Annotated in this window: 22 protein-coding genes and 2 pseudogenes; 5 read left to right on the top strand and 19 right to left on the bottom strand. The window is 68.3% G+C overall.

The window, feature by feature from the left end:
* Nucleotides 1-63: 63 nt before the first annotated feature.
* Nucleotides 64-974 (top strand): annotated as a pseudogene (locus AC2W7K_RS12300) (LysR family transcriptional regulator).
* A gap of 70 nt (nt 975-1,044) precedes the next feature.
* Here the strand turns inward: AC2W7K_RS12300 and AC2W7K_RS12295 are convergent.
* Entirely contained in the window at nt 1,045-1,788 is a 744-nt protein-coding gene (locus AC2W7K_RS12295) for a phosphoglyceromutase (protein ID WP_198499616.1), read from the bottom strand.
* Nucleotides 1,789-1,884: 96 nt separating this feature from the next.
* On the opposite strand from AC2W7K_RS12295, the gene AC2W7K_RS12290 reads away from it, so the two are divergent.
* Complete coding sequence (locus tag AC2W7K_RS12290; protein WP_198499617.1) at nt 1,885-2,904, top strand: bile acid:sodium symporter family protein; 1,020 nt, start codon at nt 1,885-1,887, stop codon at nt 2,902-2,904.
* Nucleotides 2,905-2,908: 4 nt separating this feature from the next.
* Here the strand turns inward: AC2W7K_RS12290 and AC2W7K_RS12285 are convergent, their stop codons facing one another.
* Genes AC2W7K_RS12285 through AC2W7K_RS12255 form a run of 7 tightly spaced genes read right to left on the bottom strand, consistent with a single transcriptional unit; the run spans nt 2,909 to nt 7,903 of the window.
* On the bottom strand, nt 2,909-3,295 hold the full coding sequence (locus tag AC2W7K_RS12285; RefSeq protein ID WP_198499618.1) for an iron chaperone: 387 nt from the start codon (nt 3,293-3,295) through the stop codon (nt 2,909-2,911).
* Nucleotides 3,292-4,026, bottom strand: coding sequence for a YbjN domain-containing protein (locus tag AC2W7K_RS12280; protein ID WP_198499619.1), 735 nt, complete (start codon nt 4,024-4,026; stop codon nt 3,292-3,294). Before AC2W7K_RS12280 ends, AC2W7K_RS12285 begins: the two co-directional genes overlap by 4 nt.
* The gene (locus tag AC2W7K_RS12275) at nt 4,026-5,972 is read right to left on the bottom strand and encodes a glycosyltransferase (RefSeq protein ID WP_486006236.1); all 1,947 of its coding nucleotides are present in this window, start codon (nt 5,970-5,972) and stop codon (nt 4,026-4,028) included. Before AC2W7K_RS12275 ends, AC2W7K_RS12280 begins: the two co-directional genes overlap by 1 nt.
* Nucleotides 5,942-6,244, bottom strand: coding sequence for a hypothetical protein (locus AC2W7K_RS12270; RefSeq protein ID WP_486006235.1), 303 nt, complete (start codon nt 6,242-6,244; stop codon nt 5,942-5,944). The genes AC2W7K_RS12275 and AC2W7K_RS12270 overlap by 31 nt, the downstream gene beginning before the upstream one ends.
* Before the next feature lie 7 nt (nt 6,245-6,251).
* Nucleotides 6,252-6,563, bottom strand: coding sequence for a DUF2516 family protein (locus AC2W7K_RS12265; protein WP_137825690.1), 312 nt, complete (start codon nt 6,561-6,563; stop codon nt 6,252-6,254).
* Between the two features lie 45 nt (nt 6,564-6,608).
* The gene (locus tag AC2W7K_RS12260; protein WP_198499621.1) at nt 6,609-7,154 is read right to left on the bottom strand and encodes an AzlD domain-containing protein; all 546 of its coding nucleotides are present in this window, start codon (nt 7,152-7,154) and stop codon (nt 6,609-6,611) included.
* A complete protein-coding gene (locus tag AC2W7K_RS12255; RefSeq protein WP_198499622.1) occupies nt 7,151-7,903 on the bottom strand; it encodes an AzlC family ABC transporter permease in 753 nt (250 codons plus the stop codon). The genes AC2W7K_RS12260 and AC2W7K_RS12255 overlap by 4 nt, the downstream gene beginning before the upstream one ends.
* A gap of 83 nt (nt 7,904-7,986) precedes the next feature.
* On the opposite strand from AC2W7K_RS12255, the gene AC2W7K_RS12250 reads away from it, so the two are divergent.
* Complete coding sequence (locus AC2W7K_RS12250; protein ID WP_486006234.1) at nt 7,987-8,682, top strand: helix-turn-helix domain-containing protein; 696 nt, start codon at nt 7,987-7,989, stop codon at nt 8,680-8,682.
* A 99-nt stretch (nt 8,683-8,781) separates the two neighbouring features.
* Here AC2W7K_RS12250 and AC2W7K_RS12245 read toward each other — a convergent pair whose 3' ends face one another.
* The gene (locus AC2W7K_RS12245) at nt 8,782-9,924 is read right to left on the bottom strand and encodes an FUSC family protein (RefSeq protein ID WP_486006233.1); all 1,143 of its coding nucleotides are present in this window, start codon (nt 9,922-9,924) and stop codon (nt 8,782-8,784) included.
* A gap of 85 nt (nt 9,925-10,009) precedes the next feature.
* On the opposite strand from AC2W7K_RS12245, the gene pepN reads away from it, so the two are divergent.
* Nucleotides 10,010-13,030 carry an aminopeptidase N gene (gene pepN / locus AC2W7K_RS12240; protein WP_486006232.1) on the top strand — a complete coding sequence of 1,007 codons (3,021 nt, stop codon included), beginning with the start codon at nt 10,010-10,012 and terminating at the stop codon, nt 13,028-13,030.
* A 155-nt stretch (nt 13,031-13,185) separates the two neighbouring features.
* Here pepN and AC2W7K_RS12235 read toward each other — a convergent pair whose 3' ends face one another.
* The 3 genes from AC2W7K_RS12235 to AC2W7K_RS12225 form a co-directional block, all read right to left on the bottom strand.
* On the bottom strand, nt 13,186-14,268 hold the full coding sequence (locus AC2W7K_RS12235; protein ID WP_486006231.1) for a C40 family peptidase: 1,083 nt from the start codon (nt 14,266-14,268) through the stop codon (nt 13,186-13,188).
* 277 nt (nt 14,269-14,545) lie between these two features.
* Nucleotides 14,546-15,619: an LLM class flavin-dependent oxidoreductase gene (locus tag AC2W7K_RS12230; RefSeq protein ID WP_198499626.1), complete on the bottom strand. Its 1,074-nt coding sequence runs from the start codon at nt 15,617-15,619 to the stop codon at nt 14,546-14,548.
* A 234-nt stretch (nt 15,620-15,853) separates the two neighbouring features.
* On the bottom strand, nt 15,854-18,037 hold the full coding sequence (locus AC2W7K_RS12225) for an HNH endonuclease signature motif containing protein (protein ID WP_198499627.1): 2,184 nt from the start codon (nt 18,035-18,037) through the stop codon (nt 15,854-15,856).
* Nucleotides 18,038-18,318: 281 nt separating this feature from the next.
* Between AC2W7K_RS12225 and AC2W7K_RS12220 the strand changes: the two genes are divergently transcribed.
* On the top strand, nt 18,319-19,389 hold the full coding sequence (locus AC2W7K_RS12220) for an NAD(P)/FAD-dependent oxidoreductase (RefSeq protein WP_198499628.1): 1,071 nt from the start codon (nt 18,319-18,321) through the stop codon (nt 19,387-19,389).
* Between the two features lie 127 nt (nt 19,390-19,516).
* Here AC2W7K_RS12220 and AC2W7K_RS12215 read toward each other — a convergent pair whose 3' ends face one another.
* The 7 genes and pseudogenes from AC2W7K_RS12215 to AC2W7K_RS12185 form a co-directional block, all read right to left on the bottom strand.
* Nucleotides 19,517-19,912 (bottom strand): universal stress protein, encoded by a 396-nt coding sequence (locus AC2W7K_RS12215; RefSeq protein ID WP_198499629.1) that lies wholly within the window; start codon nt 19,910-19,912, stop codon nt 19,517-19,519.
* A 199-nt stretch (nt 19,913-20,111) separates the two neighbouring features.
* Nucleotides 20,112-21,542, bottom strand: coding sequence for an APC family permease (locus tag AC2W7K_RS12210; protein ID WP_198499630.1), 1,431 nt, complete (start codon nt 21,540-21,542; stop codon nt 20,112-20,114).
* A 42-nt stretch (nt 21,543-21,584) separates the two neighbouring features.
* Nucleotides 21,585-21,986 carry a type 1 glutamine amidotransferase gene (locus AC2W7K_RS12205; protein WP_486006230.1) on the bottom strand — a complete coding sequence of 134 codons (402 nt, stop codon included), beginning with the start codon at nt 21,984-21,986 and terminating at the stop codon, nt 21,585-21,587.
* 487 nt (nt 21,987-22,473) lie between these two features.
* Entirely contained in the window at nt 22,474-23,502 is a 1,029-nt protein-coding gene (locus AC2W7K_RS12200) for a dipeptidase (protein ID WP_211978778.1), read from the bottom strand.
* Nucleotides 23,503-23,886: 384 nt separating this feature from the next.
* Nucleotides 23,887-25,038 (bottom strand): DUF819 family protein, encoded by a 1,152-nt coding sequence (locus tag AC2W7K_RS12195; RefSeq protein ID WP_198499632.1) that lies wholly within the window; start codon nt 25,036-25,038, stop codon nt 23,887-23,889.
* Between the two features lie 103 nt (nt 25,039-25,141).
* Nucleotides 25,142-25,468 carry a serine hydrolase gene (locus tag AC2W7K_RS12190; protein WP_486006229.1) on the bottom strand — a complete coding sequence of 109 codons (327 nt, stop codon included), beginning with the start codon at nt 25,466-25,468 and terminating at the stop codon, nt 25,142-25,144.
* A 131-nt stretch (nt 25,469-25,599) separates the two neighbouring features.
* Nucleotides 25,600-25,953 (bottom strand): annotated as a pseudogene (locus tag AC2W7K_RS12185) (serine hydrolase); the annotation flags it as partial.
* Between the last annotated feature and the right edge of the window lie 52 nt (nt 25,954-26,005).

Below are 26,005 nucleotides of genomic sequence, written 5' to 3'. Positions count from 1 at the left end.
GATCTCAGCGCTCAGCTATAAAATCCATTGAAAGTCACTCCGGTCATTCATTACGATATTTTGATGATCGATATCGTCGCCCTGCGCACCCTCGTCGCCCTCGACGGGCTCGGGTCCGTCACCGCCACGGCCGACTCCCTCGGCTACACACCGGCCGCGGTCAGCCACCAGCTGCAGAAGCTCTCCCGCTACCTCGGCGCCCCGGTCACCGAGCGCACGGGACGCGGCATCTCGCTCACGCCCATGGGGCGCGAGCTCAGCAGCCGCGGGGCGCAGATCCTCCACGACCTCGAGGGCATCGAGTCCGAGGCCCGGGCCCGCTCGGGTGACCCGCGCGGCCGGATCACCGTCGGCGGGTTCTCCACCGGCATCCGCGGCCTGCTCGTCCCCGCTCTGCCCCGGCTCGCCGAGGCCGCGCCCGAACTCACGGTGACGAATGTCGAATCCGACCCCGACGAGCTCATCGAGATGGTCTCGGCGGGGCGGATCGACGCGGCCCTGATCTTCGACTGGAACAGCTCCGCCCTCCGCCTGCCCTCGACCCTGACCTCAGAGATCATCGCCGTCGACCGCGCCGACATCGTCATGCCGCGTGACCATCATCTGGCCTCGCGCGCCGAGGTGACGCGTGCCGATCTCGTCGGTGAGGTCTTCGTCTCCGCCCCGGCGCGGTGGTGTGCCATCGCTGGCTCGTCGCGCTCTTCGAGGATCTCGGCAGCGAGCCGCGGGTCGAGTACTGGGCCGTCGAGTACGACACCCAGGTCGAGTTCAGCCGGTCGGTCGGCGCGCTCGCGCTCGTTCCCCGGCTCGGTCGCCCGCACCTGCCCTCCGATGTCACAGCGGTGCCGCTCGACGACCCTTCGATCGCCCGGTCGATCCACACCGTGTGGCGGCGGTCGATGACGAACTCCCCGGCGATCGCCGTCCTGCGCAGGCAGATGCAGGCGATCGCCGGGGAGTTCGCGGAACGCTGAGGCTCCGGCTCAGCCGGGCTCGGGGTCAGGTCGGCCGGGCTCCCAGCTCAGGCTCGGATCGGCTTCCGGCTCAGCGGCCCTGGTTCGCGACCTTGCCGATCGCTTCCTCGGCCGCGGCGGGATCGAGGTAGGTGCCGCCCGGGGTGACCGGCGTGAAGTCGTCGGTGAGCTCGTAGTGGAGCGGGATGCCGGTGGGGATGTTGAGTCCCGTGATGTCCGCGTCGGAGATGCCGTCGAGGTGCTTGACGAGGGCCCGCAGCGAGTTGCCGTGGGCGACGACGAGGACGGTGCGGTTCTCGGAGAGCTCGGGGACGAGGACGTCGTACCAGTACGGCAGGAGACGGTCGATGACGTCGGCGAGGCATTCGGTGCGCGGCACCGAGTCGCCGAGGTTGGCGTAGCGCGGGTCGCCGACCTGCGAGAACTCAGAGGCGTCGGAGAGCGCCGGCGGCGGGGTGTCGAAGGAGCGACGCCAGGTCATGAACTGCTCGTCGCCGAACTCCTCGCGGATCTCCTTCTTGTCCTTGCCCTGCAGCGCACCGTAGTGGCGTTCGTTGAGCCGCCAGCTGCGATGGGTGTCGAGCCACGAGAGGTCGGCGGACTCGAGGGCGAGGTTCGCGGTGAGGATGGCCCGCTTGAGGCGGGAGGTGTGGACGACGTCGGGGATGAGATCGGCTTCGCGCAGGAGCTCTCCGGCGCGCTTGCCCTCGGCCCGGCCCTTGTCCGTGAGGGTGACATCGACCCAACCGGTGAACAGGTTCTTCTGGTTCCATTCGCTCTCGCCGTGGCGCAGCAGGATGAGGTTATGCGTCATGGCCCCTATTTTCGCACGGGCGGCGACCCCCACTCGACGGTTCCATGATGTGGTAGTTCGTCTTGCCTGACGGGACGACGGGGCTAGTATTCGGCTATGTCCGATTCAGCACAGCACCCGAGTCCCGCCGCGGCGCAGACGGCCCGAACCGACCGCAGTTCGATCATCGCCGTCACCGCCCTGCCTGTCCTCGTCATCCTCGCCGGCGTCCTCGGCTTCCTCAGTCCGGACACGTTCACCCCGCTCGCGCCGACGATCACGTGGAGCCTCGGCGTCGTCATGTTCTTCATGGGGCTGACGCTGACGCTGCCCGACTTCGCGCGGATCGCGAAGCGTCCGTGGATCGCCCTCCTCGGGGTCGTCACGCAGTACGTCGCGATGCCGCTGCTCGGACTCCTCGTCGTCACCGTCTACGATCTGCCGCCGGAGATCGCCGTCGGCGTCATCCTCGTCGGCTGCGCGCCGGGCGGCACGGCTTCGAACGTCGTGACGTATCTGGCGAAGGGCGATGTCGCGCTGTCGGTGTCGGTGACGACGCTGTCGACGCTCATCGCTCCCGTCCTCACCCCGCTGCTCACCCTCTGGCTCGCAGGATCGTACATGGACGTGCCGTTCTGGTCGATGTTCGTCTCGATCTGCCAGACGGTGCTCGTGCCGGTCATCGTCGGTGTGCTCGTCCGCCTCGTCGCCTCCCGGTTCGTCGACCGGATCGCCCCGGCGCTGCCATGGCTCGCCTCGGTGGCGATCGCCTACATCGTCGCCATCGTCGTCGCCGGTTCGGCCGGGTCGATCGCCACGGCGGGCATCCTCGTGCTGCTCGCGGTCATCACGCACAATGTGCTCGGGCTCGCTGTGGGCTACGGCGTGGCCGCCGCGTGCCGTCTCGACACGCCGACCCGCCGGGCGCTCTCGTTCGAGGTCGGTCTGCAGAACTCCGGGCTCGCCTCGACGCTCGCGACGACGTACTTCTCTCCGCTCGCGGCGCTGCCGGGTGCCGTCTTCAGCGTGTGGCACAACGTCTCCGGTGCCGTTCTCGCCTCGATCTTCGCACGTCTGCCCTACGGCAAGCCCCCGTCGGATGCGTCACACACCGCGCCCACGCGGCAGGACGCGTGAGGGCTCACATCCACTTGACGCCGTCGACCTCGAATTCGCGGATGCGATGGGCGATCATCTCGGCGAGGAGGTCAGCGGGGATCTCCTCGTCATAGGGCAGCTTGATCGAGCCCTTGCCCGTGTCGAAGCCGGAAAGCCGATCCGCGAAGGCCTCCTTCGTGCTCGGAGTGAAGACGAAATTCGCATGGTGCGTGTACCCGGCGAAGACGAAGAGGATCGAGTCGAGGAAGTACGCGGGGTTGCCCCATTTGATGCCCTCGCCGGCGGTCGGGGCGTGCTCCCGGCTGAGATCGCGCAGCTGCGTGAGAAAGTCGCGCTGGGACTCAGAGTCGAAGGTCGCGATGTATTCGTCGACGGTGCCCGGCTTGCTGAGATCGACGCGTTTGATCATCGCCGCTCCCCGTCGTCAGTTTCGCCGTCGTCTGGCGCGGTCGCGTCCGAGGGCTCAGCCGCCTCGGTGCGCTCAGCGGCCTCAGACTGCCCGGAACCGAGGGTCCCCGCCTGCTCGGATCCGAGCGTCCCCGCCTGCTCCGATCCGGGCGACTCCGGGCGCTCCGGCCCGATCGTGCCGAGGAACTCATTGTCGGGACCGGCGAGCACATGCTCGAACGCGGCGAGGTTCCGGGTCGACTCCCCGCGGCTGACCCGCCACGCCCACTCCTTCTTCATCCCCGTGAGGAACCCGATGAGGAGAAGTTCGTTGAACGATTCGTCGGCGACGGTGAGGAACTCCCCCAGCAGTCCGTCGAGGTCATCGAGCAGCCGAAGAGCGGGAACCGTGGCTCTGAGGTAGACGTCGCCGAGGTGGTCGACCCCGAACGCGGTCGCCGCGAGTTTCATGTTCTTCCGCAGCAGCCAGCGGTTGAACTCCGCGGCGTTCTCATCCGGGTGGCGGATGACGAACGCGGCGAGCTCGGCGGTCCTGGCCGAGATGACGATCGAGACCGTCGTCTTGAGCTTCCGCTCGCCGGGCAGCACGACCGCGATCGACGAGTCGTCGACGCTGTCGACCTCAACCTCGTTCGCTGACGCCCACTCGGTGATGCCGGACATGATCGCACTCGTCGGCGTCTCGCTCGTCGCCGCCGGGGTCCCCGGGTGTGCGGACTCGGGCCCTGTCATCAGCGCGATCCCCCGCACAGGCCGGGAGCGGCGAGGTCCCGCGAGGCCGGTTCGGCCGCCTCGGCGAGGGCGTCGAGCACCGTCGCCACCGTCGTGTGCCAGTCGAACCGCTGCGAACGGGCCACCGCGTGCTCGCCGAGTTCGGCGCGCAGCTGCGCGTCGCCGAGCAGCCGCTCGAGGGTGAGCGCCCAATGGCGCGGATTGTGGTCGGCGATGAGGAGACCGGAGAAGCCGTTCTCGACGACCTCCGGCAGACCGCCCACCGCCGAGGCGATCGCGGGCAGTCCCGAGGCCGCGGCCTCGGCTGCAACGAGCCCGAAGGATTCGCTGCGGGACGGGACGAGGAGGACATCGGCGGCACGGTAGTAGGTGACGAGATCGGCCGCCGGCACCGGCTGCCTGACCTCGATGCGCGGGTCGACGGCGACCGCCGCCGAGAGCGCGGCGTGGAAGTCCGCGGTGTGGAGATCAGAGGTTCGGGGATCCGCGGTCCGAAGGCCCGTCGTCCGGCGTTCGGGTGCCGCGGCCTCAGCGCCGAGGTGGTCGGAGGAATCGGCCGGTTCGGTCCACCCCGAGGCGGCGCCGAGGAGGATCCCGCGGGTGGACGCCGCCAGCGCGGGGTTGTTCTCCTGCAGGCAGGCGAGGGCATCGACGACGACGTCGGTGCCCTTGATGAACTGCATCCGCCCGACGTAGAGGACGAGATGCTCGTCGGCGGCGATGCCGAGCTCCCGCCGCGCCGCAGCCCGGGACCCGGGTGAGAAGAGATCATGGTCGACGCCCGGGCGGGCGACGATGACGGAGTCCGGAGCCGCGCCGAGCTCCCCGATGAGGTCGCGGCGTTCGGCCGGGGTGTTGGCGACGAGGAGGTCGACGCGGTGGGCGATGCGCTCCTCGGCCCGCAGGCGTCGGGGCGATTCGTCCTCGGTCTCCGAGTCCCGGTTCTTCACGGCGCCGATCGTGTGCATGCTCGCGATGAGCTGCGGGCGGGTCCGGGTGGCATCGTTGCCCGTGACGAGCGCCTGTGCCCGCAGGGCCGCCTCGGCGGAGATCCAGTAGTGCGCCCACACGAGGTCAGCGGCGGCGTACGCGGGATGCGCGGCGAGCATGCGGGCGAGGTCGTCGATCCGACCGGCGAGCGCTTCCTTCGTCGTGGCGTCCGTGCGCAGGAAGTGGAGGCGGATGTTCTCGGACAGCGTCACGGTCTCGGCGTCGGCCTGTTCGGTTCCGTTCCCGTTCGGGTCGGCGGTGAAGACGTCGACCACGTGCCCCATGGCGGCAAGTGCCCTGACCGTATGGTCGACGTAGACGTTCATCCCGCCCGCGTCGCCCTGCCCAGGCTGCGCCGCGGGTGAGGTGTGGAGGGAGAGGACGGAGATGTGCACGGTCGCCAGTCTAGCCAAAGAACTCGCTGAGGATTCGGCGGACCTCATGGCGGCCGCGCCACAGGATCGATCCGGCGGGCAGGACCTCGAGGCGTGAACCGGGGACGGCGGCGGCGATCTCCTCGGCGATGAAGACGGGGTGAGCGGGGTCGTCCTCATGGGTGAGGACGAGCACCTCGCCCGCGAACTCGCGCAGCCGGGTGAGTCCGGCATCGAACTCGGCGGGGTCGCGACGCCGGCGGCGGCGATCTCGAGGGCGAGACCGAGCCCGTCGGACATGTCGGTGTGGACGAGGTTCTCCGCCTTCGCCCGCGTCCACGCGCGGGCCGGGACGAGGTCGGCCACCTCGGCGGGTTCGCGGGTGAGCATGAGCTCGGTGATGCCGTCGACGTCACCGGCGGCGACGAGATCGCGCAGGGACTCGAGGTACGCGGTGTGGGCGTGAGCCACCTCGGCGGGGAAGCCGGCGAACGATGCGGGCAGGACGAGCGCGACCTTCTCCAGCCCGGCGACGGCCGGGTGCCCGGTGCTCAGCAGCCGGAGGAGACCTCCGGCGGACATCGAGACGCCGAGGGCGCGCGTCGCGGAGGTCGCGGTGAGAGCGTCGGCGAGCGCCTCGGCGATGAGGGCGTAGTCCCACCGGGCCCGGGCGAGGGTCGGCCGCCGTGGCCGAAGAGGTGGAGGAAGTGCTTCGTTCCCGTGATGCCGGTGCCGAACGGGCGGGTGTCGCGGATCGCGCCGGCGAATCCGTGGCTGAAGAGGGTGTGAGGCTCGCCGGTGCCGAACGTCGAGATGTACCCGGTCTCGGGACCGGGGAGGTTGGCGTCGCTCATGCGCGGGTCAGGCGTTCCGGTTCCGCGGGTCGACGGCCTTGATCTTCGGGCGCACGTCGGTGAGGTAGACGATCGCGCCGACGAGGGCGAGGAGGTTGAGGAAGATGATGCTCTGGCCCAGCGGCGGCAGGGCGATGAGGGCGAGCGCGAGGCCGACCCCGAGGAGGATCACCCAGAACTTCTTGCTCTGCTTGTCCACGGCCCGGTAATTCTCATCCTTGTACCGGAGCGCATCGACGAACGCCCACAGCTGGACGCCGAACGCAGCGACCGTGAGGGCGAGAAAGACGAGGCGCTGAAAGTCAGCAATGAGTTCCATGCCCACCAGGGTAGCAACCGCCGGTGGCGACGGCATCGGGGCAACTCACAGGATGCCCGAGACCCGCAGACCCGCGCACACGCCCATGGCGAGGACGACGCAGACGAGCATCGGCACCCGCAGGATCGCGGCGAGCACACCGACGCCGACGCCGATGAGACGCGCCGGATCGGCGAGCTCGCGACCGTCGAAGATCGCCGTCGTCGCGAAGACGGCGCCGATGAGGACGACGGTGGCCCGGTCCATCCACTTCGTCACCCGGGAGGTCGGTGCGTCGGGGACGACGTCCGCGCCGGTGGCGTCCGGGGCGTTCGCCGAGGCGGGTGTGCCCGGGGTGGTCGTGCTTGTGTTCGCCGAGGCAGTTGTGCCCTGGGTGGATGTGTTCGGGGTGGTTGTGTTGTTCGCCGAGGTGGTCGTGCCCGTCGTGGCTGCGCTCGCCGAGGCGGGGGCGTGGTCGGTGCCGACGGCGACGAGGGCGCGGCGCTTGCCGCGGGTGGCCAGGGCCGCCCCGACCTTGACCCCGGCGAAGCGCATGACGTACGTGCCGATGGCAAGCGCGGCGAGCGCGATGAGGAAGGTCGTCGCGGTCATCGGGTGGCCTCGCTCTCGGGTGCGGTCGTGGTCGGGGCGCCAGGCATCTTCCGCGAGCGGACTGCGCGGCGGACCAGCCAGCCGAGGGCGAGAACGGCGAACACCGACAGGGAGGTCACCGCGCCGAGGCCGAGCGGCAGGATCGGCGTGAGCAGCACGGCGACGAGGATGCCCGCCAAGGTCAGGCAGAGCGTCTTCCGGTTCTTCAGGTCGCCGCGGATGAGGCAGAAGAGGATGATCGGGAACGCGGCGTCGAGCCCGAGCATGTCCGCGTCGATGACGGTCCCGAGCCATTGGCCGACGACGGCACCGGAGGGCCACATCAGCGCGATCGCCGCCCCCATGAGGAGGAAGGCGTGCCAGCGCTGGCGGTCGCCGACACCGGTCCGGGCGACCGCGGTCGATTCGTCATTGATCCAGTGGGCGGCGATGAGCGCCCGCCAGTCCTGCGGGAAGAAGGGACCGACGGCCATGCCGAACGCGAAGTTCCGCGAGTTGACGAGGAGACCGGCGAGCACGGCGAGCACCGGGGCACCGCCCGCGGCGATGACGCCGACGAAGGTGAATTCGGCAGCCCCGCCGAGTGCGAAGGCCGCGAGCAGCAGCGTCTGCCACCACGCGAATCCTGCGGTCGCCGAGATCGCGCCGTAGGACAGGGCGACGGCGACGATCGTCACCGTGATGATCGCGACGGCGCGGTAGGTCGACGCCGGAAGCACGCGATCGATCGTACGGAATGGTGAACTCATGTTCACCATAGTGCACACTCGCCAGTTCGTTCGTCAACCCGAACGAGGAACCGCTCTGGTGAACACCACGGTAGGATGGTGGCATGAGTGCAGCTTCGAACGATTCGTCTCTCACCGACCACGCCGGCGACGTCGGTCGCGCCGACGTCGACCGTACCGACGAGGTCGCCGACTCTGCTGCCGATGGTTCGTCCCCAGGCGACTCCTCCCCCGGTGAGGTCGTCCCGGAGGACTCGCGGACGCCGCGGGCCCAGGTCGCTGCGGCGGTGCGGCGCGAACGCCAGCGCGCCGGCCTCTCCCTCTCGGAGGTGGCGCGCCGCGCCGGCATCGGCAAGTCGACGATGTCCGGCCTCGAGGCGGGCACCGCCAATCCGAGCCTCGAGACGATGTGGGCCCTGGCCGCCGCCCTCGACATCCCGCTCTCCCGACTGCTCGACCCTCCACAGCATGAGGTCGCCCTCCACCATGTCCGCGACATGCCGAGCCTGCCTTCGACGAGCGCGAACTACGTCGCGACGCTGCTCTCGACGTCCCCTCCGACCGCGCGGCGCGACATCTACTTCATCGCCGCCGAACCGGGCGAGTCACGCAACTCCCACCCGCATCCGGCGGGCACGATCGAGCACGTCATCGTCGGCCGCGGGGCGGCGCGGATCGAGGCGCTCGGTCAGTCGTACGAACTCGTCGCCGGCGACTATCTCGTCCATCCCGGCGATCAGCCGCACACGTTCACCGCGCTCGAACCCGGCACGAACTGCATTTTCGTCATCGAGAGCTGACGGCCTCGTCATCGAGAACTGACGGGAACTGTCATCGAGAGCCGACGACTGCCTCGGCGAACTCTGACGGGCGCCCCCATCGCGAGCTGACGGGACGCGTCACTCCACGGGCGGGCCGTCGGCGTTGTCCTCGGCCAGCGAGGGCAGCCGGTCGTGGGCGGCGTCGTTCGTCAGACCGGCCGCCTGAAGGAGATCGGCGGCCACCGGCCGCAGGAGCAGCACGAGGGATTCGTCGTGGATGTCCCAGCTCTTCTCCGCCCGCGGATCGAGTTCGCCTGCGGCCTCGGACAGGGCCACCTCGGCGAGGGAGCGGTCAGTGCCCCGCCGCAGCGCGATCTCGAGCTTCTTCGCCCCGTCGGCCAGGGATTCGACGTAGTCGGCGATGATCGGCTTCTTCACCCCGAGCTCGGTGATGCCGACGACCCTGCGCGCGATGACGCGGATCGTGCGCATCGCCCGGTCGGAGTAGGTGTGGGCGCGGGAGAGTCGGGTCACCTCGGCGGCATGGCGGCGTCCGCGCGCATTGATCTTCGCGGCCTCCTTCGACACCTGGAGCGACGACCCCCACGAATCGATGATGTCCTGAGTCTCGCGGGCACGGGTGAGCGCCCGCATCGCGAGTTCGGTGTCGGCCTCCCGCAGCGCCCGCGACATCATCGTCAGGACACTGCTCACCTCGTCGAGGAGGTTCGCCGCGAGCGCCCGCGGGACCTTGCGGGCGTCGCGGGGCATGATGAGGGCGAGGATGATCGCGAAGAGCGAGCCGACGAGGGCGTCGAGGGTGCGCGGGAACGGCAGGGTCGTCGCGGTCGCGGGAACGACGACGACGTAGACGGACTGGACGGCGATCTGCGTGATGAAGATGCCGCCGGAGTTGAGGACCGTGCCGATGACGAGACCGATGATGAGCGTGAGGGCGAGCTGCCAGATCCCGGAGCCGTAGATGTTGACGAGCACCTCGCCGACGAGCACCCCGAAGGTCGCGCCGAAGCCGATCTCCAGCGACCGGCGCAGGCGGCGGTCGGCGACGGGGCCGATGCCCACGGCCGCGGCGACGGCGGCGAGGAACGGGTAGGGATGGCCGAGGACGTAGACGCAGAACGCGTACGCGGCGGTCGCGGCGATGGGGATCTGGATGAGCTGTCCGAAGTTCGCGCCGACGCGTTTGAATCCCATGCGCAGACGGTGGGCGATGATGTTGAACCCTTGCTTGGCCAGCCCGCTGACCTCGACTTTCGCCATGCTTTCCGACCCCCTCCCGCGCTCGCTGTACTCAGATTACCGGAATTGTGACATGCTAATGTCGGTGCGCCGAGGAGGCTGAAGAATGACGACGAACCTGACCCGAGACGAAGCGCAGAGCCGATCTCATCTGCTCAAGGTCAAGACTTACACCGTCCATCTCGATGTGAGCAATGCCGAGTCCGATGCTGATACGTTCCTCTCCCGCACCGTCGTCGAGTTCAAGGCTCGCGCCGACGCCCAGACCTTCATCGACCTCATCGCCGACTCCGTCTCCCTCGTCCAGATCAATGGGGAGGACCTCTCCCCCGCCGAGGTGTTCGACGGCGCCCGCATCACGTTTCCCGTCCGTGAGGGGAAGAACACGCTGACGGTCGAGGCGAAGGCGCGGTATTCGACCTCGGGTGAGGGTCTGCACCGGTTCACCGACGCCGCCGACGGCAAGGTCTACCTCTACTCACAGTTCGAACCGACCGATGCCCGGAGGGTGTTCGCGAACTTCGACCAGCCCGATCTCAAGGCGAAGTTCGTCTTCAGCGTCACCGCACCCGAGGCGTTCCAGGTGCTGTCGAATCAGGCCGAGACGAGCCGTGAGGCCACCGGCGACGATGCCGTGACCCATTACTTCGCGCCGACGCTCAAGCAGTCGAGCTACATCACGTGCATCACCGCAGGCCCCTATGAGGGGGCGACGGACACGTGGACGGACCCGGTGACGAAGGAGACGGTCGACCTCGGCGTGTGGACGCGGGCGTCCCTCGTCGATCATCTCGATGCCTCCGACATCCTCGGGATCACGAAGGCCGGTCTCGACTTCTTCAGCGCCGAGTTCGACTACCCCTACCCGTGGGGCAAGTACGATCAGATCTTCGTTCCGGAGTACAACCTCGGCGCGATGGAGAATCCCGGGCTCGTCACCTTCACGGATGCGATGATCTTCCGCGACAAGGTCACCGACGCGATGTACGAGTCGCGGGCGAACGTCATCCTCCACGAGATGGCGCACATGTGGTTCGGCGATCTCGTGACGATGAAGTGGTGGGACGACCTGTGGCTCAAGGAGTCGTTCGCCGATTACATGGGCGGGTTGGCGCTCGCCGAGGCGACGCGGTTCACCGACGGCTGGGTGACGTTCGCGCTGCGCCGCAAGGCGTGGGCGTATATGCAGGATCTCTACCCGACGACGCATCCGATCGTCGCCGACATCCCCGACGTCGAGGCGGCGAAGCTCAATTTCGACGGCATCACGTACGCCAAGGGCGCCTCGGTGCTCAAGCAGCTCGTCGCGTACGTCGGGCGGGAGGCGTTCTTCGCCGGGTCCCGGCTCTACTTCAAGCGCTTCGCGTTCGGGAATACGGAGTTGGCGGACTTCCTCGAATGCCTCGCCGAGGCGGCTCCGGAGCGTGACATCGCCGGCTGGGCGGACGCGTGGCTGGGGACCTCGGGGGTCTCGGAGCTCTCGCTCGCCCTGACGACGGGGGACGACGCCGGGTCGACCGGCGATGCCGGGTCGGCTGGCGGTGCCGGGTCGGCTGGCGCTGCCGGATCGTCGCAGGATGGTGCTTCCGGACGGAGCGCCGCGTCATCGCGGGGCGCTGGGGCCGCGCGCGATGCTGCCCGGGCGAGCATCACGGGAGCGCGGATCTCGCAGTCGGATTCGGCGGAAGGCGCGAAGCTGCTGCGGCCGCACACTCTCGAGATCGCGACCCTCGGTCGGGCCGGGCGCGACATCGTGCCGCTCGATTCGGTGGTCTTCGACTTCGATGGGGAGTCCGCCGAGGTGGAGCAGCTCATCGGTCGCACGCGCGGTGACATCGCCCTCCTCAACTACGGCGACCACGACTATGCGCGGGTGCGCCTCGACGAAGCGTCGACGGAGACGGCGGTGACCGCGGTGTCGCGGATCAAGGATCCGCTGTCGCGGGCGCTCGTGTGGTCGGCTCTCGACAATGCGGTGCGCGACGGGCTGCTGCCGGTGCAGAGGTATCTCACGGCGTATGCGCGCAGCCTCGGCAAGGAGAGCAATCCGGGCATCATGGCCGGTCTGAGTCAGACGGCTCTGCTCTGCCTCGATCAGTGGGTGGCCGAACGCAATTTCGAGACGGCGATCTCCGGGCTGCTCGGAGCGGCCCTCGATGCGCTTGCGACGGCGAAGTCGGGGTCGGATGCACAGCTGCATCTCGCGAATCTCGTCCTCTCGCTGACCGCCCGCACGGCGCGCTGCATCGAGGCCAACCCGTCGATCGCCATGGGTCGCGCGTTCGCCACGCAGGTGCTCTCTGTGCCGGTGGGTGAGGAGATCGACAGCATGAGCCCCGAGGTCGCCGAGGAGGCGGCACCGGAGACGCCGCCCGTGGCCGAGGCAGATACTGCATCCGGTGCGAGTGCTGCCTCCGACGCCAGTGCTGCGTCCGGTGCGAGTGCTGCGTCCGACGCCAGTGCTGACGGCTCCCGCGTTGACCGCGCAGCGGCTGCCGGCAAGGGTGCGGACTCGGGCTCGGCCACTGCCTCGCGGCGCACCTCTGCACGGGCTGGGGCGAGCGGTCCCGCGGAGCATGCGGCTGCCTCGCTGCCGTTCCGGGGGCTCATCAACGATCATGCCCTGCGATGGAACGCGCTCACCGCGCTCGTCAGTCTCGGGTGGGCGGACCAGACGGACATCGCCCGGGAGACCCACCTCGACCAGAGTTCCTCGGGTCGACTGCGCGCCGAGACCGCGAGTGCGGCTCTGCCTCTGCCGATCGTCAAGATGCGCGCGTGGGAGGCGATCCTCGATGCGGCCCAGTTGAGCAACGATGTGCTCTCGGCGATCATCTCCGGATTCGTCGCCCCCTCGGCGCTGCCGATCACCGAGGTCTACGTCGACGAGTACTTCGAGCGGCTGCGCGGGTTCTGGGCGGACAATTCGATCGAGATCGCGCGGCGGCTCGTGCTCGGGCTCTACCCGCGCTGGTCGGATGACGAAGAGGGAGTCGTCGAGCGGACCGACGCGTGGCTCGAGGAGAACGCCGATGCGCCGGCAGCCCTGCGGCGCCTGCTCATCGAGCGCCGCGACGACCTGGCGCGGGCGATCTTCCTCAAGTCCCGCCAGACCTCGCGGCACTGAGCTCACCGTCGAGCGGCCAGACCGGCCCGGTCTGCGGACTGGCCCCCACCTCGGCGAACTGCCCACCACCTCGGCGGACTGGCTCCCGTCGAATGCCGGAAGCCGGCCGCGGGATGACTGCGGCCGGCTTCAGCGCGGGAACGAACGGATGCGCATCAGATGATGCGGCGGGCTCCGGAGAACTCGTTGCCCTTGTCCCAGTCCTTCCAGTCGACGACGTAGACCGTCTTCGAGGCGTTGGGCGAGTGGATCATCTTGCCGTCGCCGATGTACATGCCGACGTGGTGGACGGTGCCCGAGCTCGTCGAGAAGAAGAGCAGGTCGCCGGCCTTGAGGTCCTTCGACGACACCTCCTTGCCGACCTTCGCCTGGTCGCCGGAGTCGCGCGGGATGTCGATGCCGTGGGCGCGGTAGATGCTGTACGTGAAGCCTGAGCAGTCGAAGCCGTAGGCGGAGACACCGGCCCACAGGTAGCGGAGGCCGTCGAACTGCTTCGCGGTCTCGACGAGGTCGTCGCCGGAGGGCTTGGCGGGCTTGTCGCCAGCCTCGTAGACGGCGACGTCGTTGACGTCGATCCACGCTGCGCCGCCGCCGGGCAGCGCCACGCGCACGTCCTCGACGTCCTGGGCGATGAGGGGAAGCTCGACGTTGAAGCTCGGGTCGGCTCCCGTGTCCTTCGTGAACTCGATGCCTTCGAGCTCGGCCGTCTTCGCGGTGACGACAGCGCGCGGCTGGTCCTTCTTCAGGGAGCCGAAGCGGTCGTTCTCGACGAGCTGCTTCGTCGGCAGCCAGCCGGGGTAGCCCTTGTCGTCCTTCGGGGTGGACTGGTCGTTGACGGCGACCTTCGCCCAGTCGCCCTTGATGTCGAGGACGGTGACGGGCGAGCCGTAGACGGCCTGGGTCTCGGTCTTGCCGGTCAGGCCACGGCGCACCTCGGTGTCCTTGAGGTTGTCGTTCCATTTGTCGAGGTCGACGGGCTTGCCGAGCGCCGGTTCGTCGACCTTGCGCGGGGAGGACGTGTCCTTCCACAGCGTGGCGACGGTGACGTCGACGTAGGCGGTCTCGCCCTTCTCGATCTTGCCGTCGGTGATGGGTTCGAGTTCCTGTCCGGGCACGACGGAGGCCGCCATGGTGGACGAGGAGTTCGTCGAAGTCAGATTGCTCGAGATGGCAGGAGCGCCGGCACTGAGCACGAGCCCGAGTCCGAGCGCCGCCGAAACAGCGATTCTGGTACGCATTGATTCTCTTTCGGTCTGCGGGAACGACCCGAGGTCGCACCCGCGCGGGGGAAGCCGCCGAATGTTCATTTCTCTGCGTTCCGTCACCCCGCGCACCGACCTGTCTCGGTCGATTCTCAGGGCATCGAAACGATGCACGCAGACGATTCTACTGTCTGACCCGGATATTGTCTCGGGTCAGACGGTGAACAGTCCGTTTCTCGGACTGCCTCTCACCGTTGGAGTTCACCGCTGGGGCTCGCAGCTCGGGCTCGCAGCTCAGGCTCACAGCTCGGGCTCACCGCAGGATCTCACCGGCGAGCAGCTCGAGGGTCTGGATCCGTGCGGCATCCTCGCGCAGGCCCTCGCCGTCCATGGCGCCGGCCACGGGCTGGAGCATGACCTCATCGACTTCGAAGCGGGCGGCGAGCTCCTCGATCTGGGTCGTCGCCGACTGCGGGTCGCCGATGATCCAGTTCTTCGACAGCTCTTCGGCGACCATGCGCTCCTGATCGGTCATCACCGACCGCACGTCATCGCCGGCCAGTCGCAGCGGTCCCATCGCCCCTCCGGTGCGCAGCCGAGCCATCTGCAGCATGAAGGGTTCGGACCGCAGCCGGGCCTCCTCCTCGGTGGGTGAGACGACGGCGTTGACGGTGACGAAGGTGCGCGGCTCATCACCGTAGGCGCCAGGCGTGAAGTTGTCACGGTAGATCTTCATGCCCGTCGTCGCGCCGGCGGCGAAGTGGTTGGCGAAGACGTAGGGCATGCCGAGTTCCGCGGCGAGGCGCGCCGAGTATCCCGAGGATCCGAGCAACCATGGCAGCACCTGGGTGCCCGGGACGGGTGCGGGAGTCGCGCGCAGCGTGTGTTCGCGTCCGCCGTGCAGCGGGATGCGCACGCCCTCGGCGGTCATCAGGGCCAGGGTGTCGATGACGTGCTGGGGGAACTGCTCGACGGGGTCGATGGTCTGACCGTTCCGGTCGACCATCCGTCCTTCGCCGAGGTGGCCCCGCATCGCCGCCGAGGTGATCGGATCCGTGCCCGGTGCCCGTCCGATGCCCAGGTCGATGCGGTCTCCGTAGATCGCTGCGAGGAGGGAGAAGAGTTCGGCGACGGCGAGTGGGGCGTGGTTGGGCAGCATCACTCCTCCGGAGCCCAGCCGGATGCGTTCGGTGCCCTGGCCGAGGTACATGAGTTCGGCTCCGGGCATCGTCGAGGCGATCGACGGCATGTTGTGGTGTTCGGCGACCCAGTAGCGGGTGTATCCGAGTGCATCGGCGGCGCGGACGAGTTCGTGGGACGCGGCGAAGGTGTCCGAGGTGGTCTGCCCGACGCGGACGGGCACGAGATCGAGAAGGGAAAGCTCCATGTTCAGGCCAACAGTCGCCTTGACGCGATCATTCCATGACCTGGCTCACACACGGCGCTGACCAGGATCGTTCGACTGTCCAGGACCGATCGCCTGACCAAGATCGATCATTTAGCCAAGGGGCGCCCGTCCGACGGTCGCCTGTCCGAGGGTCGTCTGTTGGAGGGGCGACTATTAGAGCGTCGTCCGATAGAGGCGAGGGCACACCCGTCCCCTCATGCCGTGGTGGCGCTGCTATCCGAAGAGGGTGTCGGCGATGTCGTCGGCGATGAAACGGGTGTGGAGGATCGGCCGTCGCGCAGGGTCGATGGTCGCCGGAGGCACCCACGCGGCCCTGCCGTCGAAGAGCATGATCGTCTCCCAGTCGGTTCGGTCGATGAGGTGGTGGTGATAGCTGCACGCGAGGGTGAGGTTGTTGATGTTGGTCTTGCCGCCCTCGGAGAACGGCACGATATGGTGTGCTTCGCACCAGCCCGGCGGAGTCTCGCAGCCGGGGAACGTGCAGCCTTTGTCTCGTGCGGCGAGAATCGCCAGTTGGTTCTTGTTGGCGTACCGGTTCTCGGTCTCGACGCTCACTGTGCGGCCCTTCTCGCTCATGAGGTGGAAGAAGACGGTCCCGTTGAGTCCTTCGCGGACAGCGGTGTCGATGGGGAAGCTCTCGGCGGCTCCGGTTGTCGCACGACCGCTTCCTGTGGCGATGTCCTCGGCCTTTGCGGTGACGACGAGCGCGAACGGGGCACCTGCTCCGACGTGATCCATTTCGATGCTGCCGATGATCGTGGCGAACCGCTCGTAGATGCGGTTGCGCACGGACGGTTGCGCTCCGGCCATGGGCACAGCGATGCCGTCGTCGCGCATTCCGTACCCCGCAGGGACATCCGCGGCCCGCGAACTCTGGGCCGCCGCGACAGGAAGCTGCTGCGGAGTCGGATCGACGGCGTCGTAACGGTCGCCGCAGAGCACTTCGGAGAACAGTTGGACGACGTCGTCCGCCGCATCGTCGGCGCTCGGATCGCCACTGCGCCTCGGGTCTCCAATTCCGGTCGGATCACCGCTGCCGTGTGCCTCATTGTTACCGATGGCCTCACTGCTGCTGACCCCACCGCCGTGACGTGCATCGTCATCGCTGCTCGAGCCCACATCGTCACCGGCTGACTGCACGCCCGTGCCCGGCTCCTCGCCATCGGCTGGCTGAGTGCCGTCGGCGCACGAGTCGACGCCGCTCTCGGACTCGGACTGCATGCGTGACGTGAGCAGCCCGTGCATGATTCCACCGACCACGGCGTCCAAGCGACCCCTGAGATCCCAGGTTCCGTCCTTGCGGGCGCGCAGATGAACGGCGAAGTCCTCTCGGGGAGTGTCGTCCTTGGGCAGCTCGCCATCGGGATCAAGCCATTTGAGGATCTCGTCGAAGAGGATCCTTAAGTCTTTGACGTGCACGGCCGGCGCTTTGTCGACGAGGATGCTCTCCGCTTCGAGTCGCTGCGCCTCTGTGACCGAGCGTGGAAGCTCTTCGATGAAGCGGGTGATCAGACCGGCCTGCACCGTTGACAGCCGTCCGGAGCGCAGTCCCTCAGCGATCGCCGGGTTGACGGGTTCGAGCGATTCCCCTGAGGTGGTCACCCGCTTGCCCAGATTGTCGGCCAGATCGACGCGTCGTGACGCTTCTCGCGAGGACACCCCGCAGCGATCCCGCACGAGGTCCCTCGTCGACTTCGCGCCGTAGTCCCGTGGAGCACCGACCCGCTGGAACACGGAGAGGGTGACGACTGAGAGCGCTTCGGCGAGGCGGTTGATCGTCTCGATGCCGTCGAGCATCGCGATCGCCTCATCGGGACCCATCGGTCGCGCGAAGCACTCCAATTCGTCGACGAGCGTGCGCAGACTCTCGATGCTCCCGGTCATCTCCGGTGCAAGCGACGAGAGATCGGCCCATGCTTCGTCGTTGAGCAGAGGGTGGACCGCCGAGACGGTCGACTGCGCATCGTCGGCAACATCAGTGTCGACGTTCTCAGGGTCGGACGACGCCGTCTCGTCGGGAAAAGGATCGCCGGGTTCGGCAGGTGGTCCGGACACCCTGTCGTGCATGGTCCGGTCGGAGATCGAGCTGGCGAAGCCCAACCCCACCTCGCCGTCGGCCGGTGCCGGCCCGAGCGAGCCGAGCACACCCCGCTGCCGCTCGATGAGATCGTTCTGCCGGTGGGCGGCCGATTCGTCCCAGTCTGAGCACTCCGCAGGGATCCACCACGCGTCGGGGCCGGCCGCGGAATCGGGAGCATCGCCGCTCGACCGCCGCCTGTCGAGCTTGCGCTGACGACTGCCGTTCGGAACCCGACTTCCGGCCGCACGCGAGCGGCACGACATCCGCTTGCGGCGTGCGCTCCGTTGATCGCGACTGCGATCCGGGGTGAGGGTCATGTCCTCGAGGTCCGTCCGTCGTCCTGTGGTTCCTGTGTGATCCATATTACATCCGCGGATGGGATATGTGAAGAGTGATGTACGAATTATTTAGATAATTTTCTCGAGTTTGAATTCATTGCCTCAGCGATTTTCTCGCACCTCTCACCTCGTGCACCGCCGAGAACAGGGCAGTTATTGCAGTTATCGCAAACACGATTGCAGACACGACCGCCTCCGAGCACACTGGTCCCTGTCCACCGATCTCTGCACTGTCCGCATCCAGAAGCGAGGGAACTGTCATGACCGCTGCCACTCAGTCCATCACCGCCGACGTCGCCATCGTCGGAGGGGGTGCCGCCGGCCTCGCCACGGCGATCGCGCTGGCGCGCTCCCTGCGCCGGGTCGTCGTCATCGACGCCGGTTCACCGCGCAACCGCACGAGCGCCCATGCCCACAATGTGCTCGGGCACGAGGGCATCAGCCCGCTCGATCTCGTCGCGAAGGGCCGGACGGAGGCTGAGGGTTACGGAGTCACGTTCATCGACGCCGCCGTGACCGGCGCACAGAGCACCCCCGCCGAGGCGGCTCGCCCCCACCAGGAGAATGCCCCGACCGATGTGCAGGCTCCCGCCGAGGCGGCACCCACCGTGACCGGCGCGCACAGCGCCCCCACCGAAGCAGCTCGCCCCCATCGATTCACCCTCGACACCTCAGCCGGCGTGCAAGTCTCTGCGCAGCACGTCGTCATCGCCACCGGCATCACCGATGAGCTACCGGACATCCCCGGTCTCGCCGAGGGATGGGGCGACACCGTCCTCCACTGCCCCTACTGCCACGGCTATGAGGTGCGCGGACAGAGCATCGGCGTCATCGGCACCACCGCCCTGTCGTACCACCAGGCGATGATGTTCTCCCAGCTCAGCGACCGGGTGACTTTCATCAGGCACGCTGCGCCGGAGCCGACGGCCGAGCAGGCGGCGATGCTCGACAACCTCGGCATCGCCTTCGTCGATGCGCAGGTCGACGCGGTGCACAGGACCGAGGCGGGCACCGAGGTGACGCTGAGGTCTGCCGCCACCGCCTCGGCGCTCACTGCCTCCGCGATCACCCTCGAAGCGCTGGCCGTCGGCCCGTTCTTCCGCGCCAACGGCGAGGTCTTCACCCAGCTCGGCGGCACGGTCGTCGAGGATCCGAGCGGCATGGGGTCAGCGATCACCGCGGATCCGACGGGCCGCACCGACGTCCCGGGTGTGTGGGCCGTCGGGAACGTCGCGGACATGTCTGCGATGCTCGGTGCGAGCGCGGCCAGCGGCGTGCGGGCCGGCGCGATGATCAACTACGAGCTCATCCAGAGCGCCCTCGCCGGCTGAGCCACGTCACCGGGCGGAACCTCATCCGACGGGCACACAGCCCAGCGCGCAACCCGGCACCCAACACAGTGCTCGGCGCACAGCTCAGCCCGCAATCAAGCACCCAGCCCAGCACTCAGCCCTCAGCTCAGTACTCCGCCTTGACGCAGAGCACGGGGCACACGGCGTCGATGATGACCTTCTGGACCGTCGATCCCAGGAGGAATTTGCCCACCGGGGTGCGCTTGCGGGTGCCGAGCACGACGAGCTGAGCCCCCACCTCGGCGGCGGTGGCGATGATCTGCTCCGCCGGGTCGAGTTCGCTGCCCGGGGAGCGGATCTCGCCGCTCACCCCCGCCTCGGCGAGGATGGACTCCACCTCCGCGACCTCCTTCTCACCGAGGCGGTGGGAGTCCCGCCGCACGACCGGCCTGGAGGCGTTGACGACGATGACGCTGCTGTCGTGCTTCTTCGCCTCCGCGATCGCGGTGTCGAGGGCCGCGCGCCCGTCCGGGGTGTTGACGTAGCCGACGATGATGGTCATGGTTCACCTTCGCATTCGGTTCGCTGCCGCCCGATCCGGGCGGACGTGAGCAGGGTAGGTGGGGCAGGGTTCGGTCGTGCCTCGCCGAGGCGGTCGGAGCGCTTCGCACGACCTCGCCGAGGCGGTCGGAACTCTTCCGCACGACCCTGACCGGGGAGGGCGACGCTCCCCCGCCGGCAGATCCGGGACGACACGGTCATCACGTGAGGTCGTCCGGGTGGCGGAAGCGGGTGCTGCGGCCCTTGACCGAGCGGTTCCACAGCCAGGTGATCGCCCAGAGGACCACGCCGATGCCAACGAGCGCCAGCGCGATCTGATACTGGATGAGATCGTCGAGGCGCGCCCACGGTCCGACGAGGAACGCGCACGTGAAGACGCCGAGCCACGGCAGGTAGGTCGGCGATCGGAAGTGCTCGTGATCGACCGGTTGGCGGCGCAGCACGAGCACTGCGACGTTGACGACCGCGAAGACGGTGAGGAGCAGCAGCGAGGTCGTGCCGCCGAGGGAGGCGGTGACGGTCTCGGGCAGGATGTTCGTCACCGCGACGATGAGGGCGAACGCGATGAGGGTCGTGAAGATGATCGACACCCACGGCGATCGGCGGTTCTTCAGCACCTTCGCGAACACCGGCGGCAGCACGTTCTGCTTCGCCATGCCGTAGAGGAGGCGGCTGGCCATGAGCATGTTGATGAGCGCCGAGTTCGCGACGGCGAACATCGTCATGAACGGGAAGATCGCGTCGATCGGGATCCCCGGCGCACCGGCGCGCACGACGTCGAGGAGCGGGGTCTCGCTCGTCGCGAGCTGACCGATCGGGACGGCCGCCACGGCGACGATCGAGACGAGGACGTAGATGACGCCGGTGATCGACAGGCCCGTGAGCATGATCTTCGGGAAGATCCGCGGATCCTTCGTCTCCTCGACCATGTTGACCGAGTCCTCGAAGCCGACCATCGAGAAGAAGGCGAGCGCTGTGGCTCCGGTGATCGCGAGGAACACGCTCTTGTCCTCGGCGGTCTCGAAGACGACGACGCGGGAGAAGTCGGCGGTGCCGGAGCCGAGGGCGAAGAAGCCGACGACGATGACGAGCAGGAGGCCGGTGAGTTCGATGAGGGTGAGGACGACGTTGAACCACACGCTCTCGGAGACCCCGCGCAGGTTGATCGCCGCGACGAGGGCGAGGAAGCCGAGCGCGATCCACATCACCCCGGTGCCCGAGATGTCCCAGCCGAAGCCGGCGACCATGTTCGCCGCGAAGACGTTCGACGCCGTCGACGCCGAGGTGATGCCCGAGCTGAGCACGGCGAAGGCGACGAGGAACGTGATGAAGTGGATCCCGAACGCCTTGTGCGCATAGAGCGCGGCACCGGCGGCGCGCGGGTACTTCGTGACGAGCTCCATGTACGAGCATGCCGTGATGAGTGCCACGGCGAAGGCGAGGAGGACCGGCGCCCACCCGGCTCCGCCGACCTGACCGGCGACGGTGCCGGTCAGGGCGTAGACGCCCGTGCCGAGGATGTCTCCGACGATGAAGAGGAGAAGCAGCTTGGGCCCCATCACCCGTTTCAGGGTCTCCGGCTGCTCACCGCCCTTCGAGGTGTCCGCTGACGCTGTCTCGCTGTGACTCACGATTCCTCCGTAGTCGTCTCGAGGCGCTCAGTCCGCAGTCGGTCACCCGCGCTGGTCACGGACCACGGTGAGGAACGCGGTGAAGAGCCTCTTCGCTTCGACGAGGCTGTCGCCCTCACGCTCCTCGGCCTCTCTTTCGAGTGTGTCCTTATTAAACCCCAGTTTGGCCAGCTTCTCCTCGTCCCACCGCGAGATATTCTGCGCGGTCGCCTCGGGATGGAACTGCGTGCCCCACGCCCGCCCGATTCGGAAGGCCTGGATGCGGCACGCTGGGCTCGTCGCGAGGAGCACCGCCTCGGCGTGGAGGTCGACGATCCGATCGACGTGGCTCTCGAGGAACGCGGGCCGCGCGGACACCGCGGAGAACACGGGATCCTCGGCGGCCGCCTCGGTGAGGTCGATCCATGTGTACCCCTTCTCCGGGGTTCCCGACTGCGCCTGCACGGTGCCGCCGGCGACGTGGGCGATGAGCTGCCGCCGAGGCAGACGCCCAGCTGCGGGAGGTCGTTGTCGAGTGCGCGACGGACGAGGTCGGCTTCGCCGCGCAGCCAGGGAGCGCGGTCGGTCTCGTCGGGCATGAGTCCGCCGCCGAGGAGGATGAGGCCGTCGACGCGGTCGAGCTCGGTCGGTTCGGGCACCCCGGTCTCGGGAGCGATGCGGACGTCGGCGTCGATGCCGGCCTCGGCGAGCCAGTCGGCGAACTTCCCCGGCGGGGAGTCGACGTCGTTGACGATGACGAGGACGCGGGGTGCGGGTGAACTCGGCTGGGTCGGAGTGGAGGCGGTGCCCGGCGCAGCCTCGGTGGTCGCAGCGACGTCGGCCGCCGCGGTGGTCGCGGTGACGCCGGCGGCCGCCTCGGTGGTCGCGGTGACGGCGGTGGTCGCCCCGGCGCCCGCCCCAGCCCCCACTCCGGCCCCAGCCGCAGTCCTTGTCACGACTCCCCCAGGAACGACACGTACGCGTCCTCGTGCGCCTCGAGAACGCGCATGACGTTGTCGAAGCCGAGCTTGCGCAGGTCCGGCTCCGACCAGCCTCGGCGGGAGAGTTCGGCGAAGAGGTTCGGGTACTGGCCGGCGTCGCCGAGTCCGATCGGCAGCTCATCGACGCCGCAGATGTCCCCGCCGAGCCCGACGTGGTCGATGCCGATCCGCTCGCGCACGTAGTCGCAGTGGTCGGCGACATCGGCCACGGTCACCTTAGGCGCGGTGCCGGCCTCCCCGGCCTCCGCCCAGTCCCAGCGTTCGCGCGAGACGAACGACGGGACGAAGGTCATCATCGCCACTCCCCCGTTGCCGGGCAGGCGGTCGAGGACGTCGTCGGGGATGTTGCGCGGGTGCGGGTTGAGGCCGCGGGCGCACGAATGGCTGAAGATCACCGGCAGCGTGCTGAGGTCGAGGGACTGGTGCATGACGCTTGGCGCGACGTGGGAGAGGTCGACGATCATGCCGATCCGGTTCATCTCCGCCACGACCTCGCGGCCGAAGGCGGTGAGGCCGTCGTGCCGGGGTTCATCGGTCGCCGAGTCCGCCCACGAATGCGTCGTCGACCATGTCAGCGTCATGTACCGCGCGCCCGCGCGGGCATAGCTGCGCAGCATCGCCAGCGATTCGTCGATCTGCTGGCCGCCCTCGACGCCCATGAGCGAGGCGACGCGGCCGGCATCCCGGGCGGCGGCCACCTCGGCGGCGGTGCGGGTGAACTTCAGACGCTCGGGGTACGCGGCGACGAAGCGGCGGACCGCGTCGATCTGCTCCCACGTCGCGACGACGGCGTCGGCCCCGGTGATCGACGAATGGACGTACACCGACCAGAACTGCGCGGCGACATGACCGTCCCGCAGCTGATCCATCGTCGTGAACGGCGAGATCTGCGGGTCGTTGAGCCCGTCGACGCTGTAGTCGCGCTCCTCCCGCAACCACCATGCGAGGTCGTTGTGTCCGTCGAAGACGTCGATGCTCATCTGTGTCCTTTCGCGGCGGGGAGGGCGATCCTCGCCGAGGTGGTCGCGGGGTGGGGGCTTGTCGTCGGGTGGGGCTTGTCGCAGGGTCAGGCTTGTCGTCGGGTGGGGCTTGTCGCGGGGTCGGGCTAGTCGTTGCGTGGTCGCGGGCAGTGGGCGCGTGCGTACGCCCAGGTTACGCCTCCGGTGCCCCGATCAAGCGGCAGCGCGGATCTGTGTCCGTGCACGCGCCCACATCCGCACTGCCGCTTGATCGAGCGGGCCTGGGGTCGGCAGGGCCTGCGGTCGGGAGAGTCCGCACCGCACCGCGCGCCGGCCGGACGTGATGCCCCGGCGCAGGGTGGCGGGGCGAGTCCTGTGGCGGCGCGGCAGGGCCGGCGCTCCGCGTCACCCGAGGCCGGACATGATCTGCGCCGAGGCGAGGCCGAGGAAGGTCCCGAGGAACGTTCCCATGAGCGCGAAGAGCACGCCGACGGGCACGAGCTGGCGATTGAATGCCCCGGCCACCACCGGCGCCGAGGCGATGCCGCCGATGTTCGCGGTGCTCGCCACGGCGATGCTGAAGAGCTCGGTCTTCGTCAGCTTCGCGTAGACGAGCATGATGGCGGCGTGGACGACGATGACGATGAGACCGGCGACGAGGTAGAGCGGGGCCTGCGTGAGCGAGGTGAAGTCGGAGCCCGAGGCGATGATGCCGATGATGATGTAGAGCATGATCGTTGCGAGTTCGCTCGAGCCGCGCACCCGGCCGAACCGCGTCGAGCCGATGATGAGCCCGAGGACGCTGACGATGAGGATCGTCCACGTCGAGGCGTTGATGACGGTGCCGATCTCCGGCAGCAGCTCGCCCGCTCGGATCGCGAGGGCGGAGACGAGAAGGGCGAATCCGAGGAGCCCGAAGAGCGCGGGCATCGTCAGCGGCTTCTCCTCGTCCTCGGCCGTCGAGGCGACCTCGAGCTTCGAGGTGTCCGCCTTCGTCCAGCGGTTGAAGCGGTCGGAGACCGTCACGGACGAGAAGATCAGCAGCAGCCAGAACGAGTAGATGACGGTGTCGACGATGAGCACGTACCCGAAGACGTCCTCGGGCGCCTGGAGGATCTCCTGCACCGCGACCATGTTCGCCGACCCGCCCGTCCACGACGCGTTGAGGGCACCGAGCGCCTTCCACGCCTCGGGGTCGAGGACCGAGCGGAGGATGAGATAGCTGACGAGGAAGCCGGCGACGATGCTCGCGGCGGTCACGGCGAACGTGAGGAGCAGCTTGGGACCGAGCCGGATGATCTGCCGGATGTCGCACTTGAAGAGGAGAAGGAGGATCATCGCCGGCAGCAGGGCCGTGCGCAGGCCGTCGCCCACCTCGGTGACGGAGTCGGAGTGGTCGAAGACGCCGACCGTGTTGAGCAGGGCCGCGATGATGTAGAGGAAGACGAAGCCGGGCACGTAGGCGAAGATCCGGAAGCGGCCGCTGTGGCCGGCGATGACGAGGGCGGCGGCGATCGCGATGAGCACGCTGATGAAGAGGAAGCCGTCGGAGATCATGGGGTGGTCCTTCAGTCGGGGAAGCAGTGGGGCTGGGTTGTCAGTGGTGCTGGGCGGGTGGCTGGGCTTGGTAGCCGGTGGCGCTGGGTGGTCGGTGGCGCTGTCAGAGGAAGCGGTGGATGGCGTCACCGGCGGCGCGCATGACCGGCATGACCTCGACGACGCGGTCCGTCCCCTTCTCCCAGTTCGCGAAGACCGCGTAGGCGACCCGGCGCCGAGGCGTCATGACGATGCCCGCGTCCGCGCGGATCGAACTGTCCGTCCCGGTCTTGTTCCACACCCAGACATCACGCTGATAGTGGTAGTGGGCGAGCGGATCGAGGTCGAACGCCGAGGCGACCATCGAGGTGTCCGCGCCGGCACCCAGCCAGCGACGGAAGATCTCATTCGTCGACTCGTCCCAGAACTCGTCCGCGGCGTGGCGGGCCATGAAGTCGCTGAGCTCGGCGGCGGTGCCGGTCGACAGGGTGCGCGGGGCCTGCGCGGCCGCGGCCAGCGGAGGAAGTCATGGAGCCCGGAGTTCCGGTAGCCGAGTGCGGCGACCTGCCGGGCGACGTTCTCGAGTCCGACGCGGCGGATGAGGACGTTGGTCGCGAAGTTGTCGCTGAACGCCCCGATGAGGACCGCGACGTCGTAGATGCTCAGGTCGTTCTGCTCCATGAGGTACCAGATGCCCGACTCGTCGACGCGCTCCGATGGTCTGCGGCTCAGCCGCTCCGCGAGGTCGAGCGTCCCGTCGACGGACATCTGCAGAGCTGTGTGGAGGAGGAAGACCTTGCCCATGCTCGCGGTGTCGAGCTCGTCCTCGGCATGGTGCGCGAAGACCCGCTCCCCGCTGTCGACGTCGAAGGCGAGCGCGCTGAAGCGCACCCCGGGCAAACTGTCGAAGCCGATGTCGCTCGTCGTCTCATTCATCTCGTCGCCCTCCGACTTCTCTGCTCGTTGATCCGTCTCTGTTCGTTCATCC

It is taken from the genome of Brevibacterium sp. LAARM2_SD2, assembly GCF_057364785.1.
This window is presented reverse-complemented; position numbering and strand designations above follow the sequence as displayed.